26 protein-coding genes are annotated in these 25,550 nt (G+C 66.2%); 11 read left to right on the top strand and 15 right to left on the bottom strand.

Going from position 1 to position 25,550, the window contains the following annotated elements; translation table 11 throughout:
* Nucleotides 1–77 precede the first annotated feature (77 nt).
* Nucleotides 78–1,877, bottom strand: coding sequence for a glycoside hydrolase family 35 protein (locus GGQ89_RS12210; protein ID WP_244955785.1), 1,800 nt, complete (start codon nucleotides 1,875–1,877; stop codon nucleotides 78–80).
* A 242-nt stretch (nucleotides 1,878–2,119) separates the two neighbouring features.
* Nucleotides 2,120–3,430: a methyl-accepting chemotaxis protein gene (locus tag GGQ89_RS12205; protein ID WP_342354522.1), complete on the bottom strand. Its 1,311-nt coding sequence runs from the start codon at nucleotides 3,428–3,430 to the stop codon at nucleotides 2,120–2,122.
* A 204-nt stretch (nucleotides 3,431–3,634) separates the two neighbouring features.
* Between GGQ89_RS12205 and GGQ89_RS12200 the strand changes: the two genes are divergently transcribed.
* Complete coding sequence (locus tag GGQ89_RS12200) at nucleotides 3,635–4,879, top strand: phospholipid carrier-dependent glycosyltransferase (protein WP_184105978.1); 1,245 nt, start codon at nucleotides 3,635–3,637, stop codon at nucleotides 4,877–4,879.
* Nucleotides 4,880–4,907: 28 nt separating this feature from the next.
* Here GGQ89_RS12200 and GGQ89_RS12195 read toward each other — a convergent pair whose 3' ends face one another.
* Genes GGQ89_RS12195 through recO form a run of 3 tightly spaced genes read right to left on the bottom strand, consistent with a single transcriptional unit; the run spans nucleotide 4,908 to nucleotide 7,845 of the window.
* Nucleotides 4,908–6,008, bottom strand: coding sequence for a glycosyltransferase family 2 protein (locus GGQ89_RS12195; protein ID WP_184105977.1), 1,101 nt, complete (start codon nucleotides 6,006–6,008; stop codon nucleotides 4,908–4,910).
* 5 nt (nucleotides 6,009–6,013) lie between these two features.
* A complete protein-coding gene (leuB, locus tag GGQ89_RS12190; protein WP_184105976.1) occupies nucleotides 6,014–7,057 on the bottom strand; it encodes a 3-isopropylmalate dehydrogenase in 1,044 nt (347 codons plus the stop codon).
* 56 nt (nucleotides 7,058–7,113) lie between these two features.
* On the bottom strand, nucleotides 7,114–7,845 hold the full coding sequence (gene recO / locus GGQ89_RS12185) for a DNA repair protein RecO (RefSeq protein WP_184105975.1): 732 nt from the start codon (nucleotides 7,843–7,845) through the stop codon (nucleotides 7,114–7,116).
* A gap of 20 nt (nucleotides 7,846–7,865) precedes the next feature.
* Here recO and GGQ89_RS12180 point away from each other — a divergent pair, with 20 nt between their 5' ends.
* Entirely contained in the window at nucleotides 7,866–8,039 is a 174-nt protein-coding gene (locus tag GGQ89_RS12180; protein ID WP_184105974.1) for a hypothetical protein, read from the top strand.
* Between the two features lie 22 nt (nucleotides 8,040–8,061).
* The gene (locus GGQ89_RS12175; protein ID WP_184105973.1) at nucleotides 8,062–9,282 is read left to right on the top strand and encodes an aspartyl protease family protein; all 1,221 of its coding nucleotides are present in this window, start codon (nucleotides 8,062–8,064) and stop codon (nucleotides 9,280–9,282) included.
* A gap of 16 nt (nucleotides 9,283–9,298) precedes the next feature.
* Here GGQ89_RS12175 and uvrC read toward each other — a convergent pair whose 3' ends face one another.
* The 10 genes from uvrC to GGQ89_RS12125 form a co-directional block, all read right to left on the bottom strand.
* Nucleotides 9,299–11,218, bottom strand: a complete 1,920-nt coding sequence (gene uvrC, locus GGQ89_RS12170; protein WP_184105972.1) for an excinuclease ABC subunit UvrC — start codon at nucleotides 11,216–11,218, stop codon at nucleotides 9,299–9,301.
* A gap of 223 nt (nucleotides 11,219–11,441) precedes the next feature.
* Nucleotides 11,442–11,762, bottom strand: a complete 321-nt coding sequence (locus GGQ89_RS12165) for a DMT family transporter (RefSeq protein ID WP_056431693.1) — start codon at nucleotides 11,760–11,762, stop codon at nucleotides 11,442–11,444.
* A 372-nt stretch (nucleotides 11,763–12,134) separates the two neighbouring features.
* The gene (locus tag GGQ89_RS12160) at nucleotides 12,135–12,797 is read right to left on the bottom strand and encodes a F0F1 ATP synthase subunit B family protein (protein WP_056431690.1); all 663 of its coding nucleotides are present in this window, start codon (nucleotides 12,795–12,797) and stop codon (nucleotides 12,135–12,137) included.
* Nucleotides 12,790–13,284 (bottom strand): F0F1 ATP synthase subunit B family protein, encoded by a 495-nt coding sequence (locus tag GGQ89_RS12155; protein WP_056431687.1) that lies wholly within the window; start codon nucleotides 13,282–13,284, stop codon nucleotides 12,790–12,792. Before GGQ89_RS12155 ends, GGQ89_RS12160 begins: the two co-directional genes overlap by 8 nt.
* A 63-nt stretch (nucleotides 13,285–13,347) precedes the next feature.
* The gene (locus GGQ89_RS12150; RefSeq protein ID WP_007406947.1) at nucleotides 13,348–13,575 is read right to left on the bottom strand and encodes a F0F1 ATP synthase subunit C; all 228 of its coding nucleotides are present in this window, start codon (nucleotides 13,573–13,575) and stop codon (nucleotides 13,348–13,350) included.
* An 80-nt stretch (nucleotides 13,576–13,655) separates the two neighbouring features.
* Entirely contained in the window at nucleotides 13,656–14,447 is a 792-nt protein-coding gene (locus GGQ89_RS12145; protein ID WP_056431901.1) for a F0F1 ATP synthase subunit A, read from the bottom strand.
* A 33-nt stretch (nucleotides 14,448–14,480) separates the two neighbouring features.
* Entirely contained in the window at nucleotides 14,481–14,798 is a 318-nt protein-coding gene (locus tag GGQ89_RS12140; protein ID WP_056431684.1) for an AtpZ/AtpI family protein, read from the bottom strand.
* A 363-nt stretch (nucleotides 14,799–15,161) separates the two neighbouring features.
* A complete protein-coding gene (locus tag GGQ89_RS12135) occupies nucleotides 15,162–15,542 on the bottom strand; it encodes a YdbL family probable chaperone protein (RefSeq protein WP_076711475.1) in 381 nt (126 codons plus the stop codon).
* A gap of 2 nt (nucleotides 15,543–15,544) precedes the next feature.
* Nucleotides 15,545–15,733, bottom strand: a complete 189-nt coding sequence (locus GGQ89_RS12130; RefSeq protein ID WP_244955784.1) for a YnbE family lipoprotein — start codon at nucleotides 15,731–15,733, stop codon at nucleotides 15,545–15,547.
* 29 nt (nucleotides 15,734–15,762) lie between these two features.
* Nucleotides 15,763–18,954 carry an intermembrane phospholipid transport YdbH family protein gene (locus GGQ89_RS12125; protein WP_338112424.1) on the bottom strand — a complete coding sequence of 1,064 codons (3,192 nt, stop codon included), beginning with the start codon at nucleotides 18,952–18,954 and terminating at the stop codon, nucleotides 15,763–15,765.
* A gap of 125 nt (nucleotides 18,955–19,079) precedes the next feature.
* Between GGQ89_RS12125 and radC the strand changes: the two genes are divergently transcribed.
* The 8 genes from radC (at nucleotide 19,080) to GGQ89_RS12085 (ending at nucleotide 25,547) form a co-directional block, all read left to right on the top strand.
* Nucleotides 19,080–19,769 (top strand): RadC family protein, encoded by a 690-nt coding sequence (radC, locus tag GGQ89_RS12120; RefSeq protein WP_056431675.1) that lies wholly within the window; start codon nucleotides 19,080–19,082, stop codon nucleotides 19,767–19,769.
* A gap of 153 nt (nucleotides 19,770–19,922) precedes the next feature.
* On the top strand, nucleotides 19,923–20,828 hold the full coding sequence (locus GGQ89_RS12115; protein WP_184105971.1) for a hypothetical protein: 906 nt from the start codon (nucleotides 19,923–19,925) through the stop codon (nucleotides 20,826–20,828).
* A 64-nt stretch (nucleotides 20,829–20,892) separates the two neighbouring features.
* A complete protein-coding gene (gene pth, locus GGQ89_RS12110; protein WP_056431669.1) occupies nucleotides 20,893–21,468 on the top strand; it encodes an aminoacyl-tRNA hydrolase in 576 nt (191 codons plus the stop codon).
* Nucleotides 21,465–22,067 (top strand): TIGR02466 family protein, encoded by a 603-nt coding sequence (locus GGQ89_RS12105; protein WP_184105970.1) that lies wholly within the window; start codon nucleotides 21,465–21,467, stop codon nucleotides 22,065–22,067. The genes pth and GGQ89_RS12105 overlap by 4 nt, the downstream gene beginning before the upstream one ends.
* 167 nt (nucleotides 22,068–22,234) lie before the next feature.
* Nucleotides 22,235–22,429, top strand: coding sequence for a hypothetical protein (locus tag GGQ89_RS12100; RefSeq protein ID WP_184105969.1), 195 nt, complete (start codon nucleotides 22,235–22,237; stop codon nucleotides 22,427–22,429).
* Between the two features lie 139 nt (nucleotides 22,430–22,568).
* A complete protein-coding gene (gene ychF / locus GGQ89_RS12095; protein ID WP_056431664.1) occupies nucleotides 22,569–23,669 on the top strand; it encodes a redox-regulated ATPase YchF in 1,101 nt (366 codons plus the stop codon).
* 91 nt (nucleotides 23,670–23,760) lie between these two features.
* Nucleotides 23,761–24,153, top strand: a complete 393-nt coding sequence (locus tag GGQ89_RS12090; protein ID WP_056431661.1) for a BLUF domain-containing protein — start codon at nucleotides 23,761–23,763, stop codon at nucleotides 24,151–24,153.
* Between the two features lie 80 nt (nucleotides 24,154–24,233).
* Nucleotides 24,234–25,547: an alkaline phosphatase family protein gene (locus tag GGQ89_RS12085; RefSeq protein ID WP_338112425.1), complete on the top strand. Its 1,314-nt coding sequence runs from the start codon at nucleotides 24,234–24,236 to the stop codon at nucleotides 25,545–25,547.
* The last annotated feature ends 3 nt before the right edge of the window (nucleotides 25,548–25,550 follow it).

Below are 25,550 nucleotides of genomic sequence, written 5' to 3'. Positions count from 1 at the left end.
ATGCCTAAATCCTCCCCATCTTAGATGGGGAGGGGGACCGCCGGGCGTAGCCCGGTGGTGGAGGGGCAAGCCGCCGGTTACTGCGCCTCGCGGTGGTTCGTCACCTTGCCATAAATCGGCTTGGCCACCGTCGTCAGCCTGTCGCTCGCATCCCCGGTCAGGTCGAAGAACAGGATGCGGTTCGTTCCCGCCTTGAGCCACGGCGCGGGCGTGTAGAGCGTGTGGACCGGCCCGATGCTCCAGAAACGACCGAGATTATGGTCGTTCAGCCACAACTGCCCCTTATGCGCGCCCCGCATGTCGAGATAGGTATCGCCGGGCTGCGAAACGGTCATTTCCGCCTCGTAGAAGCAGGGACCGCTGCAGGGCTTGGCCGACAATTTCAGCGACGACAGATTGTCCATCGGCAGGCGGAACATCTGCCAGTCGGTGAGCGGCTGCCCCGCCAGCGTCACCGCGCCGGTCAGGCCCGCCTGCTCGGTGCGGATCGCGTGCGAATAATTCACCCGGCCGGTATTCTCGACCAGGATATCCAGCGTCGCGGGCTTGGCGCGCGCGGGCAGTTCGACCGTCTCCTGATCCAGACGCCGGTCCAGCGTGCCGACCAGCGCCTTGTTCAGATAGACCTGCGCATAGCTGTGCATGCCCTTGAGGGTCAGCGTCTGCGCAGGCCCCGCCGGGACGGCGACCCGGTAGAGGACATAGCCGAAATTCTGGTCCAGCTCCTCGAACGTCTTCGGCTGAGCGGCCCGCACCGGCGCGGGCAGATTGTCCCAAAGCGACGCGCTGCGCCGCACGGGCGATACCGGGAAGGTCGTCGCGACTGTCGGCGCGGGCGTAGGTGCGGCGGGCTTGCCCGTCACCTCGGCGATGGCCGCGGCGATCAGGCCGTATTTGTAGCGCGGATTGCCCGCCTCATCGATCGGCGCGTCATAATCATAACTGGTGGTGTCGGGGTGATAATCCTTGCCGGTGTGCGAGTCCGCGCCGTTCATCCAGCCGAAAGTGGTGCCGCCATGCACCATGTAGAGCGAGATCGAATAGCCGCGCTTGAGCATATAGGCCATTTCCTCGGCCTCTTTCTTGCCGTCCGTCTCGTGGTGCTCCTCGCCCCATTTGTCGAACCAGCCCGCCCAATATTCGCCGACCATGCGCAGGCCGTCAGGACGATAGGCCTCCAGCTTCGCGACCGAGCTTTGCGCGCCGCCCGAACCGAAATTGACGACCGAGGGCAGGTTGGGCAGCGATCCCTTGGCCAGATCGCCGCCCTGGTTGCTGGTGAACAGGATGCCGTCGCCGAGACCGGCGCGCTTGTAGCTCGCCTCCAGCCCGCGCAAATAGGTCTGGTCGCTGCCGAACGCGCCATATTCATTCTCAAGCTGCACCGCGACGATCGGCCCGCCATTCTTGAGCAGCAGCGGCTTCACCTCCTGCCCCAGCCGCATCAGCCAGCGGTCGACGGCGGCGGTATATTGCGGATCGGTCGAACGCAGGACGAGCTTGCGGTCCTTGAGCAGCCAGGACGGATAACCGCCCAGTTCCCATTCCGCACAGACATAGGGGCCGGGGCGCAGGATCACGTCCAGCCCCTCGGCCTGCGCATCGCGAATGAAGGCGACGATGTCATTCTGGCCGCTGAAATCATAGACGCCCGGACGCGGCTCATGTGCGTTCCAGAAGGAATAGGTGGTGATGGTGTTCAGCCCCATCGCCTTGGCCTTGCGCAACCGGTCGCGCCAATAGGCGCGCGGGATGCGGGTATAGTGCATCTCGCCCGAGATCACCTGATGCGGCTGGCCGTTGCGCAGGAAGCCCTTGCCCTTCACCTCGAAGGTCTTGGCCGCGCCGTCATTCGACAGGGGGTCTTGCGCCGACATATTTTGCGCCGCCAGGGGCGAAAGCGCGGTCGCCGCCAGAATTGCGCACAAGGTCGATCGAACCGCTCGTGTCACGTCACTCTCCCGTTCATTCCGTCGCATTCGCGCAGACGGGGTTCGGGACATGCCGTGTCACCCGCCCGCGCTTCGGCATCATGGGTGCCATGCGGGACGGGGGTTCGTCAAATTGTCTGACGAATAATGCCGAGTCATTCCTCCCCTGCAAGGGGAGGAATAAGGGGTTACGCGGCTTTCCACATCGGCTGTGCCATCACGGGGGATTGGCTGCCCAGGCGGAAGCGACCGACCTGATCGGTCATCGCGCTCGCCTCGTTGACCATTTCGCGGGCGGCGGCGGAGGCTTCCTCGACCATCGCCGCATTCTGTTGCGTCACCGAGTCGAGATCACCGATCGCGATCGTGATCTGCGACGCGCTGCTCGCCTGTTGCTGGGATGCGTTGGCGATGTCGCCGATCAGCGTGGCCATCTCGCTGACCTGCGCGGCGATGCGTTGCAGCGTCGATCCGGCCGCGTCGACCTCCTGCACGCCCGAGCGAATCTGCGCGTCCGATGCGCCGATGCGGCTCTTCACATCCTTGGCGGCATCGGCCGAACGCTGCGCCAGCGCACGGACTTCGGATGCGACGACCGCAAAGCCCTTGCCCGCGTCACCCGCGCGCGCCGCCTCGACACCCGCGTTCAGCGCCAGCAAATTGGTCTGGAACGCGATGCCGTCGATCACGCCGATGATCTCGGAGATTTCGTTCGAGGTACGCTCGATCCCGCCCATCGCGTCCATCGCGCGCTGCACCACGACGCCGCTCTGCGCCGCATTTTCCTGCGCCGAGGCGGCGACCTGCGCGGCCTTGTTGCCGAACTGCGCGGTTTCCTGGATCGCGGTCGTCACCTGGCGCATCGCCGCGGCGGTTTCCTCCAGCGAGGCGGCCTGATGTTCGGTACGCCGCGACAGGTCGCCTGCCGCCTTGCCGATTTCGAGCGCCGCGCTGTGCACCCGGCGCGAGGACGAGTCGATCGACTGGATCGATCCGCCCAGCATCTGCGCCGCCTCGTTGAAGTGAAGCCGGAGCGGTTCGTAATCGTCGCGGAACGGCTTGGCGATGCGGTGCGACAGATCGCCGTTAGAGATGCGCGACAGCCCGTCGCCGAGCTGGTTCACCATCTCCATGGTTTCGCCCATATCCTGGATCAGGACCAGCACATCCTGCGGCGTGACGACCTGCGCGGGGATCAGGGTAACGAGAAGGCGCTCCACCTGTCCCTTGGGGTCTTGGTTGAGCCATTCGAACCGGGCAAAGCCGTCCCGCAGCGCCTGGGCGACCCGCTCCCCGATATGCGTGTCGGTCGGGCGGCCATCCGCCTGGCAGGGGGCGGAGAAATCCAGCGGGTTATGGCCCAGCACCTCGGACAGGCGGCGATGATAGATCCGCTCGACGGCGGCGTTGCCTGCGATGAACTTACTGTCGGACAAGAGGAGCATGGCATCGGGCGAATGCTCGAACACCGCCAGCGCCAGCCGATTCCCCAGGCTCACATCCTTCTTGCCGAACAAACCCATCGCAGCCATCCGCCCATTGTCTCTAGCGGTCCGGAGTCGAAGGCGTACCGCCCATCAATTCCGGCCATGACGTGCTGACCTAACGAACAAGTCTGAAGGATCGGTTAGGGATGTTTTGTATTGGTACCACTTACCGAAAAAGCATTTGTCCGTCTTGGGCGGGTCGGCCATGAGCACCACATGCGTCGCCTGCTTGCTCCGCTTCGTCGTCCCGTTCCGGCGCTATTGTCACTGTTGATCGCGGCACAGGCGTTGTTCTGCTGGCGGCTGACCATGCCGCCGACGCTGGTCTTCGACGAAGTTCATTACGTTCCCGCCGCGCGCACGCTACTGGCGCTGGAGGGGCCGGTGAATATTGAGCATCCGCTGCTCGGCAAGATGTTGATCGCGGCGGGCATGCTGATGTTCGGCGACAATGCGCTGGGTTGGCGCGCGCTGTCCACGGTGGCGGGGACGGCGATCGTCGGCGGCGTGTTCGGCATCGTCTGGCTGATGACCCGGCGGACGCGCGCAGCGGCGATCGGGGCGCTGCTGACCATGTTGAACTTCATGGTGCTGGTACAGGCGCGGATCGCGATGCTCGACGGGTTCATGGCCGCGTTCGTCGTGCTGGCCGTCGCGTCGATGGCCTGGGCGATGCGCGGCGACGCCGTGCAGAGTCGCTGGCGCTGGATGCTGGGTGCGGTGCTGCTGGGCCTCGCGGTCGGGGTGAAATGGGCGGCGGTGCCCTATCTGGGCTATGCGGCGATCGGCTTTATCCCGTTGAAGCGGCAGGACCCCAGCCGCTGGCCGGGCCTGCGCTGGTGGTCGGCCTGGGGGCTTCTCGGTCTGGGTGCAGGGCTGGCCTATGCGGCGACCTTTGCCCCGGCCTTTTTCTATACGCGCGAGCCGATGACGCTGGCGAACCTCCTGCCCTTTCAGTTGGAGATGTATGCACGCCAGACCCAGATCCTGCCGCCGCATCATTACCAGTCGACCTGGTGGAGCTGGCCTGTGATCGGGCGGCCCATCTGGTATTTCTACGAGATGGCCGAGGGCGCGCAGCGGGGCATCTTCCTGCTCGGCAATCCGGCGGTGATGTGGGGCGGGCTGGTCGCGGTGGCGGCGTGTGCGCTCGGCTGGTTACGGACGCGGGAGATGCGGCTGGGTGTCGCGGCGGCGCTCTGGATCGGCGGCTTCGCGGTCTGGGCGATCATCCCCAAGTCGCTGGGCTTCTACTATTACTACTTCCTGCCCGCGATCTGGCTGTCGGTCGCGCTGGCGGTGGCGATCGATCGCTGGCGGACGTGGTTGCGCGACTGGGACGAGGCCTATCTGGTCGCGGTGGCGTGTCTGTTCGTGTATTTCTACCCGATCCTGACAGCGGGGGCGCTGGCGGGGCCGAAGTCCTTTGCGCGCTTTGCTTGGTTCATGGATTGGCGGTGAGGGCCACGCCCCCACCCTCAGGCCAAATTCAGTACCGCCCCCAGACGAACCGCGACGACAGCGCATAATTCCACACCGCACCGACCAGCACGCCGATCAGTGCCGATACCGCCCACTCATTCGCCCGCGCATCGTGCAGGAAGGCCGCAACGCCGATATTGGCGATGGCCCCCACGGCGCAGACCAGACAGAAGGACACCCAGCCGTCGAGCAGCGGCTTGAACCCGGTCAGGCGCCGGTCGCGATAGGTCAGCGCATTGTTCAGGAAGAAGTTGAACGTCATCGCGGCCGCCACCGCGACGATCTGGCTGGCCAGGAAGCTCGCGCCCAGCAGGACGAAGAACAGGCTGAGCACCGCCATGTGCACGCCCACGCCCAGCACCCCGATCGCCGAGAACATGGCGAAGCGTACCGGCACCACCTTGCCGAAGCGGCGGTCGTACAGCGCGATCAGATATTCCATCGCCACGACATGATCGAGCTTCGACTCGCCCTCGGTCCGCAGACGGAAGACATAGGGCATTTCGGCGGCGCGAAGCGGACGCGGCGACGCGCTCATGATGTCGAGCAGGATCTTGAAGCCGATCCCCGACAGATGCGGCACGGTGTCGCGCGCCACCTGGGTGCGGACCATGAAGAAGCCGCTCATCGGGTCGGACAGGTTCACGTTCAGCACACGCTGCGACAGCTTCGTCGCAAAGGCCGACTTGGCCACGCGGTCGCGGTCCCAGTCGCCCGTCCCGCCGCCATCGACGAAGCGCGAGCCGACGATGATGTCGAGATCGCCTTCCGTCTGCAACCGGTCGAGCATCTTCGGCAGCAGCGTTTCGTCATGCTGCAAGTCGCCGTCGATCACCGCAACCACAGGCGCGGCGGTGGCGCACATCCCCTCGATACAGGCGGACGACAGCCCCCGCCGCCCGATCCGCTGGATCACCCGGACGCGGCTGTCGACGCGGCCCAGTTCCCGGGCGGCCTCGGCGGTCCCGTCGGGGCTGTTGTCGTCGACGAAGATCGCCTCCCACCGCCGCCCGGCCAGCGCCTGGTCGAGCTTGGCGATGAGCACGGGCACATTGGCGCGCTCGTTGAAGGTCGGGATGACGACCGCGAGTTCGAGGAGCGCGCTCATGGGCGTCAGAGGCGTTCGAGGATCGCGTCGGCCATGGCGCGGGTCGACAGGCTGCCGCCCAGATCGCCGGTCCGCGCGCCCTCGCGGATCGCGCCCGCCACCGCCGCGTCGATCCGGTCGGCCGCCTCGGTGAGCCCCAGCGAGTGGCGCAGCATCATCGCCGACGACAGGATCGCCGCGCATGGATTGGCCTTGCCCTGCCCCGCGATATCGGGGGCCGAGCCATGGATCGGCTCGTACAGCCCCTTGCCCGTCGCCCCCAGCGCGGCGGAGGGCAGCATCCCGATCGAGCCTGCGCACATCGACGCCTGATCCGACAGGATGTCGCCGAACAGATTGCCGGTCAGGATGACGTCGAACTGGCCCGGATCGCGAACCAGCTGCATCGCGCAATTATCGACATACATATGGTCGAGCGCGACGTCCGGGTAATCCTTCGCCACCTCGATCACCACGTCGCGCCACAACTGCGAGGTTTCCAGCACATTCGCCTTGTCCACCGACAGCAGGCGACGGCGGCGGCGCATCGCGGTCTCGAAACCGACGCGGGCGATGCGCGCCACTTCCTCTTCGTCATAGCGCATCAGGTCATGGCCTTCGCGCAGGCCCGCCTCGGTGGTGCCGCGGCCCTTCGCACCGAAATAGACGTCGCCGGTCAGCTCGCGCACGATCACCATATCGATGCGCCGCGCAATGTCGGGGCGCAGCGAGCTGGCATCCTCCAGCCCCTCGAACAGCCGTGCGGGCCGCAGGTTCGCGAACAGGCCGAATGCCTTGCGCAGACCCAGGATCGCCTGCTCCGGCCGATGCGCGCGCTCCAGATTGTCGAAGCGCGGATCGCCGACCGCGCCGAACAGCAGCGCATCGGCGCGGCCTGCCACCTCCAGCGTCTCGGGCGGCAGCGGATGGCCCGCCGCCTCATAGGCCGCTCCGCCGACCTTGGCCTCCTCGAAGGTCAGGCCCAGGTCCAGCGCCTCCAGCACGCGCCGCGCTTCCGCCGTCACTTCCGGGCCGATGCCGTCACCGGCGAGGATCGCGATCAATGCCATGGCTGGCCCCTTGTCCTATCTGTGTTCGGAGCGCCCTTTGCCTTAGCGGACGGTCCTCACGCAACCGCCCTTTTGAACCGATCGAACAACCGCGTGCGGGCGGGCATCGGATCGTTGCGCAAGCCCACCAGGATATCGCGCGCCAGGAAATGCGCGGTGATCCGCCCGGCGGCGAAAATGTCGGGCCAGTCCGCCGCCCCGCCCTCCCCCAGGAAAGTCGGCAAGGGAAACAGCCGCGCCTCATAGCCGAACGCCGCCCCCACCGACACCGCCGCCCCGCTCTTGGGACTGACATAGGCCAGATCGTCGGTTCCTCCGGTGACGGTGCACCGCTCCAGATCGAGCCCGAAACCCAGTTGCCCCAGTAGCAGCAGTTCGTAGCGCACCAGCGCCCCCGCCCAGCCCCGCGCCGAGGGCGCCGACTCGATCGCCGTCAGCACCGCGTCGAATGCGTCGTAGAGGATGGGATAAGGTTGCTCCTCGGGCAACGTGGCAGCGGTCAGCGCGCACAGCCACTCGATCCCGGCGGCGGCCAGCGGCTCGCTATGCAGCCCCGCACGGCTATGCCCCGGCTCGATGGTCAGCGCGGCAAGCTGCTCGGCGGTCCGCGCCCGCCACTCGCCGATAATAGCATTCCCCGGTTGCAGGACAGGCCTGAGCGCCCGCGAACGCCCGCCCCGCACATAGCCCGGCTGCACCCCATCCGCGCGGGTCAACGCCCGCACGATCGCGCCATGCTCGCCATGCGGCCGAACCGACAGGATGATGGCAGGGGCGACCAGGTGCATAGGATGGGATGTAGGGGGGAATGGCGTGGGATGCTATGTCCGGGGAAGCGGACAACAGTTTCGCCAAGAGCCAGCATACGCCACTAAACATCGCCGCTGCCGCAGATGAAAAACTGAAGGCCACGGCATTTTCAGCTTGCTTCAATAAGCCGCGTTACGTCACCATCCCGCAAATTTATCTCAACACAAGATAGCAAAAATGGGCAGATCATTAATATGATTTCGGGTTTTGTGAAAATATCGCTGACTTTGGCGGCATTGCTCACATGTTCCGAAGCGGCGCTTCTACCGGCCTCAACACTTCTGGCGCAAGAAACCCCCTCCACCCTGCCCGCGACGTTCACCGAGCGCCCGATTTTTTGGATACCCGATGCCGGATCGGGATGGATCGGCTTCGACCCCAAAAGCGACATCATTGTCATCCCGGTCGTTTTGAATGGTCACCCTGCGAAGGCGATGATCGATACGGGCGTCGATCATCTCATTGTGAGCAAGGCCTATGCCGACGCCCATCATCTTCCCCTGACGCCTTGGGCCAAACCGGAAAGTGTCGGTGGGCCGACGCAGCTTTATACCACGCCGTCGGTCACCCTGGATGTGGGCGCGATCCGCACCACGAAGCCCGGCGCGGTCACCGTCATGGACCTCCGCCGCTTGAACGCCATGGGCCTTGCCGATGTCGAGGTGGTCATCGGCCTGCCCATACTCGGCATCTTCGAATGGCAGGTCGATCAGGATCATCATCGTTTCCGATTGCTGAGCAGCGGGTCGATTCCGATGGCCGACGGCATTCCGATCCGGGTGGGGCCGAACAACTCCCGGCTGGTCACCGACGTCTCGATCAACGGCCAGCCCGTATCCCCCACGATGATCGACACCGGCTCCGACAGTGAGGTGTCCATCTCGCCCGCTGTTGCCGAGCGGACGAAGTTCAACACTCAGACGGACATCGCATCGGTCGGTGCCGGAGGCATGGCCGTCCAACCCCTTGGCCGACTGACCGATTTTACGCTCGGGGCGCACAAGGTTTCGGGTGCCTATGCGACGGTCGAGCACGCAAACTGGTGGGGATCGAAAGAGATACAGGCTTTGATCGGCATGGGCGTGTTGCGGAACTACAATATGACGGTCGACCTGACAGCGGGACGGATGCTGCTGGAGCCACGGGTGCCGCCGTCAAAGCCAGCCTATCGAAGCACATCCGGCATACAGGGATATACCCGGAACGGACGACTATCGGTTGCCCATGTCATGAGCCGATCACCAGCAGCCGCCGCCAAGCTGAAACCGGGCGACGCGATATGCGCTATCGATCACAAGACCGTCTCAAAAGACTTGGTCGAAGATTATTTCGCCCACGCCGCCCCGGGAACCAAACATCTGCTGACACTCTGCGATGGCACCTTGCGGACGATCACATTGCACAGCTTCTACTGACGGCGGCGGCACGCCCTCACCGGCTATGATAAAAGTCGTACACCTGCTGCGCCACGGCCTGACTGACCCCCGGCGCTTTACGCAAATCCTCCAAACTCGCATTGCGCACCGCGCGCCCCGTGCCGAAGTGCATCAGCAGGGCCTTCTTCCGCGCCGGGCCGATGCCGGGCACTTCGTCGAGCGGGCTCGCGCCCATCGCCTTGGCGCGCTTGTCGCGGTGGGCGCCGATCACGAAGCGGTGGACCTCGTCGCGTAGGCGCTGGAGATAGAACAGCAGCGGCGCATTGACCGGCAGCATCCGTTCGCTGCCGTCCATCATGTGGAAGACCTCGCGCCCCTCGCGGCCGTGATGCGGGCCCTTGGCGACGCCGACCAGGCAGACATCCTCGATGCCCAGATCCTCCAGCACCGCCTTGGCCGCGTTGAGCTGGCCGCGCCCGCCGTCGATCAGCACCAGGTCGGGCCAGGTCGCGTCGTCGCGATCCGGATTCTCCTCCAGCTGGCGGGCGAAGCGGCGGCGGAAGACTTCGCGCATCATGCCGAAATCGTCGTTGGTCGCCGCCTCGTTCCCCTTAATGTTGAACTTGCGATACTGGCCCTTCTGGAAACCCTCCGGCCCCGCCACGACCATCGCGCCCAGCGCGTTGGTACCCTGGATATGACTGTTGTCGTACACCTCGATCCGCTGAGGCGGTTCGGACAGGTCGAAGAAGTCGGCCACTTCGCGCAGCAGCTTGGCCTGGGTGGTCGACTCAGCCAGCCGCCGCTCAAGCGCCTCGACCGCGTTACGCTTGGCCTGGTCGAGCAGGCGGCGGCGGTCGCCGCGCTGCGGCACGGTGAGCTGTACCTTATACCCGGCCCGCTCGCCCAGCGCCTCGGTCAGCAACTCGCCCTCGGGCAGGTCACGATCGAGCAGGATGGTCTTCGCGGGCGGCACTTCCTCATAGAATTGCGTGAGGAAGCTGGTCAGCACCTCCTCCTCGGGCACGTCATTGGTGTGTGCGGGGAAGAAGCTGCGATGCCCCCAATTCTGGCCGCCACGGATGAAGAAGGCCTGGATGCCCATCACCCCTTCGCGATTGGCGAGCGCGAAGATGTCGGCGTCGCCCACGCCCTCGGCGTTGATCGCCTGCGTGCCTTGAATGAAGGTCAGCGCCTTCAGCCGGTCGCGCAGGATCGCGGCCAGCTCGAAATCCATCGCCTCGGCCGCCGCCTGCATCTGCGTGCCCAGCTTGGCCTGGACCTGGGTCGACTTGCCGCCGAGGAAGTTCTTCGCGTCGGCGACCAGCTCGGCATAGGCCGCCTCGTCTATCCGGCCGACGCAGGGCGCCGAGCAGCGCTTGATCTGGTAGAGCAGGCACGGCCGGTCGCGCCCCTTGAAGAAGCTGTCGGTACACGACCGGAGCAGGAACAGCTTTTGCAGCGCGTTCAGTGTGTTGTTGACGCTGCCCGCGCTGGCAAAGGGGCCGTAATAATTGCCGACCGCACGCCTGGCCCCGCGATGCTTCTGGATGCGCGGGAACTCATGGTCGTTGCGCAACAGGATGAAGGGAAAGCTCTTGTCGTCGCGCAGCAGGACGTTGAAGGCCGGGCGGTAACGCTTGATGAGCTGCGCCTCAAGCAGCAGCGCCTCGGCTTCGTTGTTGGTCGTGACGATGGTCATCGACCGCGTCTGCGCGACCATGCGTTGCAAGCGCTTCGGCAGCCGGTCGACCTGGGTATAGTTGGCGACGCGATTCTTCAGCGCGCGCGCCTTGCCGATATACAGCACATCGCCACGCGCATCCTGCATCCGGTAGACGCCCGGCCGCAGCGGCAGCGTCGCCAGCACGTTGCGGATCGCCGCCACCCCCGCCTTCAAATCGGGCGCATCGGCACCGCGCAGGGTGAAGGTGGATTTCTCTTCGTTGAAGCGGTCGACGGGAGGTTCGGACATTGGGTGCGATTTAGGTGTGCGATCGGCAGATCGCTACCCTGTGAGGTTGCTTTGGTTCACGCGAAGCCGCGAGGACGCGAAGGTTTTTGTTCGCGCAGAGGCGCGTAGGCCGCGGAGGCGTTCCGAACGCGGCGGTCGGGAGACCTTTTTCTTCCTTTGCGCTCTCTGCGCCTTTGCGCGAACCCTCTTCTTCGTGTCTTCGCGGCTTCGCGTGAACGCCCAATTACCCTTGTGCGAACAGCTTGGTGCCCATCACGCCGATGACGGTCAGCACCATGAAGCCCGCCTGGATCGGCGCGATCTTGTCGCCGAACACGATGGCCCCGCCGATCACGACACCCACCGCGCCCAGCCCGGTCCACACCGCATAGGCGGTTCCGGCCGGAAGCCCGCGCATCGCCAGCGCCAACAGGCCCATATTCACGAAGCTGAGGACGATCGGCACGCTCGACGCCTGCCAGGTGGCGACGGTCGCCGCCCATTTCAGGCTGAGCGCCCAGCAAATCTCGGTAATCACGGCAATGCCCAGAATGACCCATGCCATCGGAGCGTCTCCTTTGTCACGGGCTCGGGGATATAGGCATCGTCGCCGGAAACCCGAAAGAGACGGCGATGCGGCCCCGTGGGGACGGGGGTATGTGGTGTGGGGGAGCTGCCCCTCCACCACCGGACTGACGCCCGGCGGCCCCCCTCCCCAAGCCGAGCTTGGGGAGGAATGCGTTTTCCCACCCTCCGTTCAGGCTGATCGAGGTCGAAGCCCAAGGGAATCCCTCTCTTCCGCGCGGGGATAGGGCAGGACGTGGGCTTCGACTTCGCTCAGCCTGAACGGAGGTGGTGGTCTTTTGGCTTTCCGAAACGACCGAACCGCGCCTCGGGCCAACCCGAAGCGCGGTCCTGTCTCCGGCCGTGAAGCCGATCAGTTCGGGCGACCGAGCCCCGAAATGGTGCGGTCGATCATCGCCCGGTCCGCATCGGCCGAGTGATGCTCGGCGATCAGCAGACCGGCAGCCTTGGCGGCAGCCTCGGCGGCGCGGGCGCGGACTTCGGCGATCGCGGTGCGCTCGGCAGCGGCGATCTTGTCCTCGGCCATCTTGGCGCGACGCTCCATCAGCGCCTCGGCATCGGCCTTGGCCTTGCTGAGCAGCTGACCCGCTTCATGCTGAGCCTGAGCGCGCATCGCCTCGGCATCGGCATGGGCGGCCTTCGCCTTGGCCTCATATTCGGCCTTCAGCGTTTCGGCTTCCTGACGCAGCTTATTGGCTTCGTCGAGCTGGGCGCGGATCCCGGCAATCTTCTGGTCGAGCGAACGACCGATCATCGACGGGACCTTCTTCACCAGCATCCCGATCAGCACGACCAGAGCAGCAAGCGCCACCCAACCGGTCGAATCGAAACCCAGCGCGGTCGGGCTGGCGGCGTGATGCTCGGCTTCGGCGGGCGCGACCGTATTGCCGGTCAGACCGTCGCCTTCGCGGATCGGCTTCTGCGTCATGCCTTCGGCGGACGCCGCATCGGCCAGGTTCTGCGCGACCAGCGCATCGCCATTGGCCAGAACGCCGTTTGCGGAATGATTAGCCATGCGCGCTCACCTTTCGCACCGCGTCGGCCGCCGCATCCTCGCCCACCTGGACGCCGGACAGCTTGGCGACGAGATCGCGCGCGGCCTCGGCCGCCACGGTCTGAAGATTGGCCATCGCCTCGACCTTGGCATTGGCGATCGCCAGGTCATGATGACCCAGACGCTCGGCCAGCTCGGCATCGGCGGCCTTCACCTGCGCCTCGAAAGCGTGGGTGGCCCGCGCCTTGGCAGCGTTGGTTTCGGCCATCGCGGCGACACGGGCGGCGTCCATTTCGGCACGCCATGCCGCCTCGACCCGGTCGGCCTCGGCACGCGCGGCCTCCGCCGCCGCCAGATCGCCGGCGATACGGCCTTCGCGAGCGTCGACGGTCGCCTGAATCTTGGGCACCATCCCACGACCGACCACAAAATACAGCAGGCCGAACGTGATCAGGAGCCAGAAGATCTGCGACGCATAGGTCGCACTGATCTGTGCTATCTGGGGCATGGAGTCCTCGTTGCCATATCAACCGGGCGCATCGTCAGCGACACGCCCGGCCGATCCGAATGATTAGGCGACGAACACCAGGATGATCATCGTCACGAAGGCGAGCAGGCCCAGAAGCTCGGCACCGGCGAAACCGATGAAGAGGCGGCCCTGCTGGCTGTCCGCCGCACCCGGATTGCGCAGCGCGCCTTCGAGGAACTTGGCGAACACGTTACCCACGCCGAGCGAGGCGATGCCCATGCCGATAGCGGCCAGACCGGCACCGATCAGCTTCGCGGCTTCTGCGTCCATTTCAATCACTCCAGTTCAAAAGGGTCGTTTGGGTATTCAAGTCGGCGGCGCGCCCGCCCGCCCGATCCGGCCGTACCGGATCAGTGCAGGTTGACGGCGTCGTTCAGATAGACCGAGGTCAGCAGCGCGAAGACATAGGCCTGGATCGCGGCGACCAGCAGTTCGAGAAGCGTGATGCCGATCATCAGCAGGAAGCTCGGCAGGGTGATGAGCGCGGCGTAACCGGGGCCCATGTTGATGCCGTTGATGACGAAGGCGGCAAGAACCTTCAGCAGGATGTGCCCCGCGGTCATCGCGACGAACAGTCGCAGACCCAGCGAGAAGGGGCGCACCAGGAAGCTCATCAGCTCGACCACGAAGATCAGCGGAATCATCAGCTTGGGCGTGCCGTGCGGCACGAACAGCGCGAAGAAGTGGAAGCCGTGGCGGCCGAAGCCGACGATCAGCACGATCGCGAACGAGATCAGCGCGAGCACGCCGGTCACGGTCACATGGCTGGTCACGGTGAAGGGGTGGACACCCGGCACCACGCCGAAGGGCAGCAGGCCCAGCACGTTGGCGAACAGGATGAACATGAACAGCGAGAAGACGTAAGGCAGGAAACGCTTGCCCTCCGGCCCGATATTCGACGTCAGCATCGAATTGACGAAGCCGGTGAAACCCTCGACCGCCGCCTGCCAGCGCCCGGGGACCAGATCGCGCTTCATGCCGCCGATCATGAACACCCACAGCGCGACCAGCGTCGCCACCATCCACAGAGCGGAATTGGTGAAGGAAAGGTCGTAGCCGCCGACCACCCAGTGCTGACCGAGCACCGGCTCGATCAGGAACTGGTGCATCGGATCAATCTTGCCGCCCGATTCTGCCGCCACGCTGCTTCGTTCCCACATATGACGAACGCCCGGTTACTCCGGGCGTTCGCCAGAAATCCGAATGATCTGCCTGAACGCCACGCCGATCCCCAGGAACAGCATCACGATCAGGGCCCAGGGTGCGGTGCCGAACCAGCGGTCGAATAGCCAGCCGATCAACGCACTGCCGACAAGACTTCCGATCAGCGCGGAGATCACGCGGCTGCCTTGGGAATAACCCCTGTCGGCGTCCACCTTCACCCCCTGCCGCGCTGCGCCGTCCGCTCTCGCCTTGGCCAATCGCTGATCCAGCGCGGCCAGACGCGGATCGTCCGCATCGCCAAAGTCCTGTCCGGGTTCCTTCTCCGCCACGCAGCCACCCTCACCTGATTTCGTCACCGAAGGGGAGAATGCGCGCGAACGGCGAGCGACCCCGCCAAGGCGAGGCCCGTTTAGAAAGCCCCTCCCCCCAAGTCAACCGCCTGGGGGTGGGCTTGTGACAGATGTGTTAAGCATTGTTGCCGGGGAGTGACAGGATGGTGCCCCGCCGTCTTTACTCTCCCCCCTTCTTCTCCCCTCCCGCAGGCGGGAGGGGGCGGGGGAGGGCTGGCGCTGTCCATGAAGGAAAAGATGTCGGTTGGAGGGACTGGGCGCGCCTCAAAACCGCTCGCTCCATCACCGCCGAAGCCCCCTCCCCCCAGCCCCTCCCGCCTGCGGGAGGGGAGTTAGAAGGAATTACACGCAGGCGGGCGCGCGTTCCGGTGCGGCGCCGGTGCGGGTCTTCCACACGCCCTCGGGTGTCTTGTACTTCTCGCCGCTGGCCGTCTGCGCGATCAGGTTGCAGCCGCTGGTGAAGGCCATCTGCTCGACGGTCGCGCCGCTGGCCTGGGCCTTTTGGGTATAGGCCGCCTTGCGCTGGATGTTGATGCTGTTGACCAACGTGCGCAGCGCGGGCGTCGCACTGCCGACGATGCCCAGATAGCCATCGGGCTGTTCGCCTACGAGACCCTCGGCGCGCGCGGCGGCATAGGCCGGGTCGCGCTGCGCCATCGCCATGCCCGATACGCCCAGCAGCGCCACCGCGCCGAGCGCCAGGATCACCGTCTTTGCCTTCATGATTAGAATATCCCCGGATTTTGCTGGATCAGCGATTTGGCCTCGCCATCCAGGCGATATACCACTTCCTGCGTCACATTGATGTTCAGATTGATCTCGATCGGCTTCTCCGGCGCGGAGATATTGACGCATCCTCCGCTCAGCAGGGTCAGCGCGACCGGCATCCATCGTGTCGCATCCAAGATCGGCATCCTTCCCAGCGTTTTCAATCCTGTTACGGTCATGGCACGGTCTCGCTTGCGGATGGCTGAATGGAGGTGGCGGCGGGATTCGCAGGCGGCGCGGCGCGCTTGTTCTGTTCTTCCAGCAGCGCGGGCAGGTTGCGCTGGATCAGACGGCGCGGATCGTAGAAGGACTGCGCCGAATCGAGCAGCCCGCGAAAGGGCGCCTTGATCCGCACGTTGAAGATGAAGGGCAGGCGCTGGAGCCGCCGGATGATGAAGTTGGACTTGGCGCCCGTGCCCTGGCTGATCCCGGCGAAGCGCACATCGGTCACCATCTCGCCCGCCAGCGGCCCGTTCATGTCGATCCGCAAGGACCGATAGTTGAGCGAGCGCAACGCCCCGAACGCCAGATTGCCCCAGACGCCCAGATCCTTCTGACTCAATTCGCCGAGATAGGCGATGCTGCCGCCGCCGGCGCGCACGGCCAGCCGACCGCCCTCGATCCGCCCGCCCCGCTCGTCGAAGATCATCGGCAGGGTGCCGTCGAAGACGCCGGTGGCATTCAGATTCTTGAAGTCGAACTGGAGCAGGAACTGGTCCGCCGCCGCCCCCTCGACATGAAAGGTCATGCGACGTTCGACCGGCTGCGAGAAGTCGAGCAGCGTCGGGTCCAGCGTCAGCATGCCGCCCGCGAACGGCCAGCGGCCGCTCTCCACCCTCACCCGCGCGCCCGACAGGGTCTGATAGCGGATGACGCCGTTCGTCACCTGAATGCCCGGATTGATCGTCTTGACGGTCGCCACCTGTCCCGGTGCGCTTTCCAGCGCCAGCAGGTCGGTGAAGTCGATCGTGCCTGCGATGCCGCTGACCGGGCCGAGCGCGGCGGCCAGGTCGATCCCGTCGGTGCCGAATCGCCCGGTCGACCGCACGCCGTTCGCATCCCAGACGATACGCCCGCGCCCGTTGATCGGCCCGCGCACATCCTCGATCACGCCTTTCGTCACCGGGGTCAGCAATTCGGGCTGGAAGTCCTTGGTGAAGGTGATGCCCGGCACGCTCAGGTCCGCCGCGCCCGCGCCCTTGTCGAGCGCATGGGTGATGGCGACGTCGGCGACCTTCACCGACTTGGTCGGCTCGAACAACGTGCCCCTGGCGTCGATCCGGCTGCCCGCCAGCGTCAGCGTGACGTCACGCGCCGCCATGGGCAGGAAGCGCGGCGAATCGGCCCGTGCGTCGCGCACCTGAAGCGCGCCGTTCAGCGTCAGCACGCCGCCCGCCAGCCGCCAGTCGCCGCCAGCCTCGCCCAGCAGTAGCGGCACCTGCCCCACCTGCCCCGCGCCGCCGGTGAACTGGCCCGCAAGGCCTTCCGACGTGATCCGGCCGTTCAATTCGGCTGCGTCGATCCGGGTCGGCGATTCGGGGCGGCCGATGACGGTCTGCACGCCGGTCAGCGTGAAGCTGCGGTCGGCCAGCGCAAAGCGGGTGGTCGCCGCCGCCAGGGTCAGCGGGCTGCTGCCGATCTGCCCGACCAGCCTGGTCGCCCCCAGCTGCGCACCACCGCTCAGGCGCGTGCCGTCAAGCCGGACGAGCGCGCCGTCCAGCGGACACAGCCGCGTGGCCACCTTCGCCAGCCTCAGCCCCGACAGCGCCAGCCGGTCGATCGCCAGCGGCTGGCAGTCCGGATTGATCAGCAACCGCCGCCCGCCGTCCCAGCGCGCGGCGATGGGCAGGACCAGCCCGTCGATCCGCCCGCCGCTGATCGGCCCGGACAGCGCGACACGGGTCGTCACCTGGGTTTCGCCATTGACGGCGGAGCGGAACACCATCCGGTCGAAGGCCAGGGCCGCCCCGCCTGCCTCGTAACGCGCCAGCTCGGCGGTGCCGCGCATCGGCTGTTTCGGTCCATCCTGCTGCAGCGTCGCCCGCAGGCTCGGCAGACCACCGCCGCCCATCGCCGCCCGCGTATCGATCCGCAGCCCCCGCGCATCATAGGCGAGGCCATAGCCGCCCGCGAAGGCGAGCCGCCCGCCGCTGGCCGACGCGACCGTCAGGCGCGGCACGCGCACCGCGAAGCCCGGCCCGCGTGGCCCCCGGTCGCTGTCGATCGCCAGCGCCATATCGGCGGCGAAGCGACGCCCTGCCCGTCCGACCGCCTGGGTCATGGCGCGCAGCACCGGCCCGACCGGCGTGCCCGCCGCCGCCTCGCCCGCCTTCAAGACGGGGGCCAGCGCGGCGGCCGACGCCTGCGCACCGCCCAGTTGCGCCTGTCCATCGAAGCGGGTGGCGGCGCCGATCAGATAGCGACCCGCGACCATCGCCCGCTCGGCGCGACCGACGCGGGCGACGACGTTGCGCGCGGCGACTTCCATGCGCCCTTGCGTACCCTTGGGTGTGCCGGAAAAGTCGATCTGTCCATCGATCGCGGCGGCGGCCAGGACCGGATGGCGGATCGCTCCGCTGCCGAGCGAAGCGCGCCCCTGCCAGCGATCGAGCGCCGCGCCGAAGGTCACATCGACCCGCGCCGCCAGATCGGCGACCGCTACCTCGCCACAGCGCAGATTGCCGATTTGCAGCGGCCCGGTCAGCGTCGGTTGTTCGCGCACCACCCGGACACGCAGGGGGGCAGCCAGCCCGGTGGCGACGCAATCGCCCATCACGAGCCTGGGCGCGACCGCCGCCAGCCGCCCGGTAAAGCCGTCGCTCAGCACCCCCTGCCCCGAGAGGCTCAGGCCGACGCCCCCCTGCGGCGTTTCGAGCCGGATGCCGCCATTCTGCACCGCCACGTCGAGCTTAGGCAGCTGGAACGGCTTGCCCGATGTGTCGGGCGGCCCCATCAGCTTATCAAGCGTTCCCAGGCTGATCCGTCCGTCGATCAACCGCCCGCGCAGGCGGACCCGCCCGGCGCGCACGCCCGTCACGATCGGTCCCGACAGGGTCATGCGGGTCCGCGTCTCCAGCCAGTCGGCGACGAGGTCGGGGCGCTGCGGGTCGCCCAGCACGACGTTGGTCAGCCGCTGGCGACCGAAACCCAGATCGGAAATCCTGTAGCGCGCCGGCACGCCGCGCCTTGCCAGTTCGCGGTCCAGCACCTGCCCCGCCAGCGGCTTGCGTTCGATCCACAGCGCGATCAACGCGGCCAGGATGACCAGCGCGACGGCGATCAGGGTCAGCTGAAGGCGACGGAAACGGCGGGCGGGGCTCGCGACCGGGGTCACGCGCGTCTCGCTCTCCTCGCTTGCGCCCTCCACCCCGATGCCACTCCCTTATTCTTGACCCACGTCATAAACACCGGACCCCGCGCCACGCAATCGCGCGAAGCCCGGCGACAGTTCCCGCTGCTCGCCTTATGATGCTCCGCCACGGGGGACGGGACATGCGCGATACCAGCGAAATCGAGGCGAACGATCATGCCGGACACCGCGCGCGGCTGCGCGACCGATTGCTGGGCGGTGGCGGATTGCTCGATCATGAACTGATCGAATATCTCTTGATGACCGCCATTCCGCGCCGCGATACCAAGCCGATGGCCAAGGCGCTGCTGCGCGAGTTCCACGACATCGGCGGCGTCCTGACCGCCGACCCCATCGCGCTCCAGCGGGTCGACGGCATAGGCGAGACGGCGGCGGCGACGATCAAGATCGCCCAGGCCTGCGCGCTGCGGCTGGTCCAGGCGGAGGCGATGAAGCGCCCGGTCCTGTCCAACTGGCAGGCGCTGCTCGATTATCTGCACGCCGACATGGCGCATCACGGGGTCGAGCGGGTACGGGTGCTGCATCTGAACACCCGCAACATGCTGATCCGCGACGAATTGATGGGACAGGGTTCGATCGACCAGGCGCCCGTCTATGTCCGCGAGGTGATCCGGCGCGCCATCGACTTCGGTTCGGCCGCGCTGATCCTGGTCCACAACCACCCCAGCGGCGACCCTTCCCCCAGCCGCGCCGATATCGACGTGACCCGCGCCATTGCAGAGGCGGGGAAGAGGCTGGGCATCACGGTGCATGACCATATCATCATCGGCACCTCGGGGCATGTCAGCCTGCGGGCACAGGGGCTGATCTGACGTCGCCGTCGAAGCGTATCATTATGACCAGGCGGGGGGCGTGACTGGCTTGTCATCGCCGCCGCGCTGCCGCATCCCCTTATGATGACGTCGTCCGCCCGTCCCCACCGGCTTTTATGCAAGGTCTTTGACCGGACAATGCGCCGGGCGCGGATGCACCTTCACCTGCATGTCGCGCGGCGGATCCTGGCGACGCCGCCGATCATCCCCCGCGACGATGGTGTGATCATCCTGTCGATGATCGGCACCCGTACGCTGATCCCCTATCTGGTCGCGGTCAAATCCTTCCACCAGCAACTGGCCATGGGCCGGATCGTCCTGATCGACGACGGCAGCCTGACGGAGGCGGACCGGCGCACCCTGGCACGGCATTGCGGCACGCCCCGGATAATTCCGATCGCGGAGATCGATACCGGCGCGTGTCCGCGCGGCGGCACCTGGGAAAGATTGCTGGTACTGCTCGACCTGCGCGCCGATCACTATGTCGTCCAGCTGGATTCTGACACCGTGACGCTGGGCGACGTGCCCGAGGTTCGCGCGGCGATCACCGGAAATCGGGGCTTCATGCTGTTGGGCGGCCCCGACAGCCAGGCCTTGGGCATCCAGACGCTGCCGGAGTTCGTCCGACGCAAATATCCCGACGGCCCGGTGTCGGCTCCGGCGCACATGCAGGCGCTGATCGAATCCCGTTATGCCGCCTATCCCGAGGCGGAATGCCATTCCTACGTCCGGGCGTCGTCGGGATTTGCGGGCTTCGCTCGCGGTGGACCCAGCGACCGCAAAGCAGCGGCGACCTTTTCGCGCAGGGCCGAGAATCTGGTCGGCACCGCGACCTGGGCCGAATGGGGCAGCGAACAGGTGACGTCGAACTTCCTGCTCTCCAACGAGCCCGGCACCCTCACCCTGCCCTATAGCCGCTATTACAACTACTGGCGCACACCGGTCACCGGCGATGAGCGACTGGTCCATTTCGTCGGCACGCACCGCTATTCGGACGGCGTCTATCGTCACATGACCGAGCGCGCGATCGACCGGCTGACGGGGCCGGGGCCCGAATAGCAGCTTTGGCGTCCCGACACCCGATGCTAGGGGCCTCATCCGTAACGTGAATGAGGAATGGGACATGCAGGTCTGGACCGGGCTGGGCAATCCGGGCGCGCAATATGCGATGCACCGCCACAATGTCGGCTTCATGGCGATGGACGCCATTGCCGAGGTGCATGATTTCGGCCCGGTGAAGAAGCAATTCCAGGGCTGGACCCAGGAAGGCCGGATCGGCGGGCAGAAGATCCTGCTGCTGAAGCCTGCGACCTTCATGAACGAGAGCGGGCGGAGCGTCGGCGACGCGCTGCGCTTCTACAAGCTGGGCGTCGAGGCCCTGACCGTCTTCCACGACGAGCTCGACATCGCGCCTTTCCGGGTCAAGGTGAAGACCGGCGGCGGCACGGCGGGGCATAACGGCCTTCGCTCGATCGACCAGCATCTGGGGCCGGACTTTCGCCGCGTGCGCCTCGGCATCGGCCATCCGGGACACAAGGACCGCGTGACCGGCCATGTGCTGGGCAATTATGCCAAGTCCGAGATCGAGCCGCTGTCCGACCTGCTCGGCGCGTTGGCGGCGGAGGCGCACTGGCTGGCGGAGGGCGACGATGTGCGCTTCGTCAACGATATCGCCCTCCGGCTGGGGGATGCGGCATGAGCGTGCGGCGCCTCTTCGCCTCGCTGCTCTATGAGGGCCAGCTGGACGATACCGATCTGCTGGCGGACATCGAACAAAGCTGCTGGGCACTGGCCGAGGACGACCGCGCCGGGCGGCGCTGGAGCAAGGAACATGGCTATCGCGGCTATACCAGCTACGCCTCGCTCAACGACCTGCCGATCCGCGATCCGGTGTTTGCCGACCTCAAGAAGAAGCTCGACCGTCATGTCGCGCGCTTTGCCGAGGAATGTGCCTTCGATCTGGGCGGGCGCAAGCTGAAGCTCGACAGCCTGTGGGTCAATGTCCTGAAGCCGGGCGGCCATCACTCGGCGCATATCCACCCGCATTCGGTGGTGTCGGGCACCCTCTATGTCGCCATGCCCAAGGGCTCGGGCGCGCTGAAGCTGGAGGATCCGCGCCTGCCGATGCTGATGGCCGCGCCGCCACGTCGCCCCGATGCGCCGGACGATCTGGCTACCTTCGCCACCGCCACGCCCGAACCGGGCACGGTGCTGCTCTGGGAAAGCTGGTTGCGGCATGAGGTCGTGCCCAACGGCGCCAAGGGTGAACGGATCAGCGTCAGCTTCAATTATCGCTGATCCGACCGGAACGGGGGCGACGACATGCGCCGCACCCGCGATCAGACGAAAAGTTCCCTCGACTCGTCGTCAATATGGGGCGGCTGATCGCGGCGATATCGTGCCGTTAACCTGTATTGGGTAAGGAGGATGGCGATCGCACCTCCTTATTTGCGGACCTGTCCTCGATGCTCGAATTCGCTGTCTTCACCTTTGGTATGTTGGCCAGCTTCGTGCTGTCGGGCCTGGGCCGGAACAAGAAGGCGCAGCGCGCCAATCCGCCGATCCTGCGCTATATGGGTCTGGTGCTGATGGGCTTTTCGGGCGCGATGGGCGTCATGCTGCTCGGCTATGCCGCCGTGCTGGCGGTTAGCGCCGCCTGACGGACCGGGCATTCCCCGCCTCCGCTCAGGCTGAACGGAGGTTGGGGCAGATGCCCCCCGCCCCCGCAGCCATCGGTTGAGAAATTCCCCCATCCTCGCTAGAGGGACGCTTTCCCCTTTCCTGTAGGATAAGCGACGCATGGGTTTCCGCTGCGGCATCGTCGGCCTGCCGAATGTCGGCAAGTCCACCCTTTTCAACGCGCTGACCGAAACGGCGGCGGCGCAGGCCGCCAATTATCCGTTCTGCACGATCGAGCCCAATGTCGGCAACGTCGCGGTGCCCGATCCGCGCCTGTACCAGCTCGCCGAGGTCGCCGGCTCGGCCAAGATCATCGAGACGCAGCTGGCATTCGTCGACATTGCGGGGCTGGTGCGCGGCGCATCCAAGGGCGAGGGCCTGGGCAACCAGTTCCTGGGCAACATCCGTGAGGTGGACGCGATCGTCCACGTCCTGCGCTGCTTCGAGGACGGTGACGTCACGCACGTCGAGGGCAAGGTCGATCCGATCGCCGACGCCGAGACGGTCGAGACCGAGCTGATGCTCTCCGACCTGGAAAGCCTGGAAAAGCGCGTCCCCGCCTTCATCAAGAAGGGTCAGCAGGGCGACAAGGAAGCCAAGATCGCCGCCTCGGTGCTGGGCCAGACGCTGGAGCTGCTGCGCGACGGCAAGCCTGCGCGGCTGACCGTGCCCAAGGACGAGGAGGAAGCCCGCGTCTTTTCGCAGGCGCAGCTGCTGACCGCCAAGCCCGTCCTCTATGTCTGCAATGTCGAGGAATCGAACGCGGCGAACGGCAATGCCCATTCGCAGCGCGTCTTCGAAAAGGCCGCCGCCGAGGGTGCGCAGGCCGTCGTCGTCTCCGCCGCCATCGAGGCCGAGATCGCGACCATGCCCGCCGAGGATCGCGGCGAGTTCCTCTCGGAGCTGGGCCTGTCGGAAACCGGCCTCGCCCGCGTGATTCGTGCGGGTTATGCGCTGCTCGATCTGCTGACCTTCTTCACCGTCGGCCCGAAGGAAGCGCGCGCCTGGACCGTTCATCGCGGCGCCAAGGCCCCGAATGCGGCGGGCGAAATCCATAGCGATTTCGAGCGCGGCTTCATCCGCGCCGAGACGATCGCCTATCCCGACTATATTGCCTTCAAGGGCGAAGCGGGCGCACGCGATGCGGGCAAGCTGCGTGCGGAGGGCAAGGAATATGTCGTCCAGGACGGCGACGTGATGTTGTTCCGGTTCAACGTCTGATCCCCATTGCGCCGGTCGGGTTCGCTCGACCGGCGCCCTGACCTGCTTATTGCCGCTTTGCAGAAGCGGTTCGGCCCGCTACGCACGAAATATGATCCATGTTAGCGCGTTTCGCCGTGTCATCTACACCAGCCGTGCCGTCGGCGATGACGAACGCGCCGACCACCAGGCCATTCTGTCCGCCTCGCGCCGCAACAACGGCATGGACGGCATCTCCGGCCTGTTATGGATCGGCGACGGCGAATATCGCCAACTGCTCGAAGGGCCTGCGGACAGCGTGCGTGAAACGCTGTCCCGCATCATGCGCGATCCCCGTCACGCGGACATCCGTATTCTCGACGACCGGATGACCGACGGCCTCGAATTCGGCGAATGGGCGATGGCCGGACTGCCCGGCGACCAACCCGCAGAAGCTGCCGAACGGCTCCGCCTGTTGCTCCGCAATGCCGACCCGACCATCCGCCAGTTCTTCCCGGTCGACTGACCCTGCACAGGGCGGCAGCTTCCACTCGCCAGTGTCATATTGCGGCGCTATCGGGCTGATCCGAAAGGACTGTCCCTCCCGTGATCCGACTCCCCCTCGCCGCCCTTGCGCTCGCCCTGCTGGGCGGTTGCGCCTATCCCTACAACCCGCCCGCCCTGCCCCCGGTGACGAACGCTGCACCCGCCGCCATGACGGGTGCTGCGCCCGCTGCCCCGATGCAGGACGAACGCGCACCGGTCACGATCCTGGTATCGATCGACGGGTTCCGTGCCGATTATCTGCAACGGGGTATCACCCCCAATCTGTCGCGGCTGGCGGCGGGTGGCGTGAGCGCACCGATGCGGCCGTCCTTTCCGTCCAAGACCTTTCCCAACCATTGGACGCTGGTGACGGGGCTGGTTCCCGATCGCCACGGCATCGTCTCCAACAGCTTCACCGATCCGACGCATCCGGGCGAACGCTTCACCATGTCGTCGGAGCAGCCCTATTGGTGGGACGCCGCCGAGCCGATCTGGGTCACGGCGGAAAAGGCGGGCATCCCCACCGCCACCATGTTCTGGCCAGGTTCCACCGTCGGCTGGGGCGGCGTTCTGCACGACGACATCCATCACACCGTTACGGGCGGCCTCCGCCCGCATGACTGGCAGGCGTACAACTCGGCCGTGTCCGACCGTCAGCGGGTCGATGCGCTCATCGACTGGCTGCGTCGTCCGGCCGCCACGCGTCCCCGCTTCCTCACCCTCTATATCGACGAGGTGGATATTGCCGGGCATGAAGTTGGCCCCGACGCTCCGGGCGTGAACGCCGCCATCGCCAAGGCCGATGTGGCGATCGGACAGCTGGTGGCGGGCCTTGCCGAATTGCACCAGCCCGCCAACCTGCTGGTCGTGGCCGATCACGGCATGGCCGCGACGTCGAGCGACCGGGTGATCGCGCTCGACCAGTTGCTGAACCCGGCCGATTACGATCTCAGCGACGACGGCCCCTTCGCCTCGATCACCGCCAAGCCGGGACGCGAAGCCGCGCTGGAGGCGCGCCTGCTGGGTCGGCGCGGCCACATGACCTGCTGGCGCAAGAGCGAGATTCCGGCGCGTTTCCATTATGGACGCAATCCCCGCATCGCACCCTATTTTTGTCTCGCCGATGCCGGATGGATGATCGAGCCGAAGGCGCCGGACAAACCCTTTGTCGGGGGGATGCACGGCTATGACCATGAAGATCCGACCATGGCCGCGCTGTTCATCGCCAATGGCCCGGCCTTCCGGTCGGGGGTGCGGCTGGCACCATTCGCCAATGTCGACGTTGCACCCTTGTTGCGCGACCTGATCGGCCTGCCGCCGGGCCAGGGGCTGGACGGCAACGACGCGCCGTTCCGCCGCGCGTTGCGACGTTAAGGA

This window comes from Sphingomonas yabuuchiae (genome assembly GCF_014199595.1).
Classification (GTDB): domain Bacteria; phylum Pseudomonadota; class Alphaproteobacteria; order Sphingomonadales; family Sphingomonadaceae; genus Sphingomonas; species Sphingomonas yabuuchiae.
Note: the sequence above shows the minus strand (reverse complement) of the source record. Positions and strands in the feature narration are given on the sequence as shown.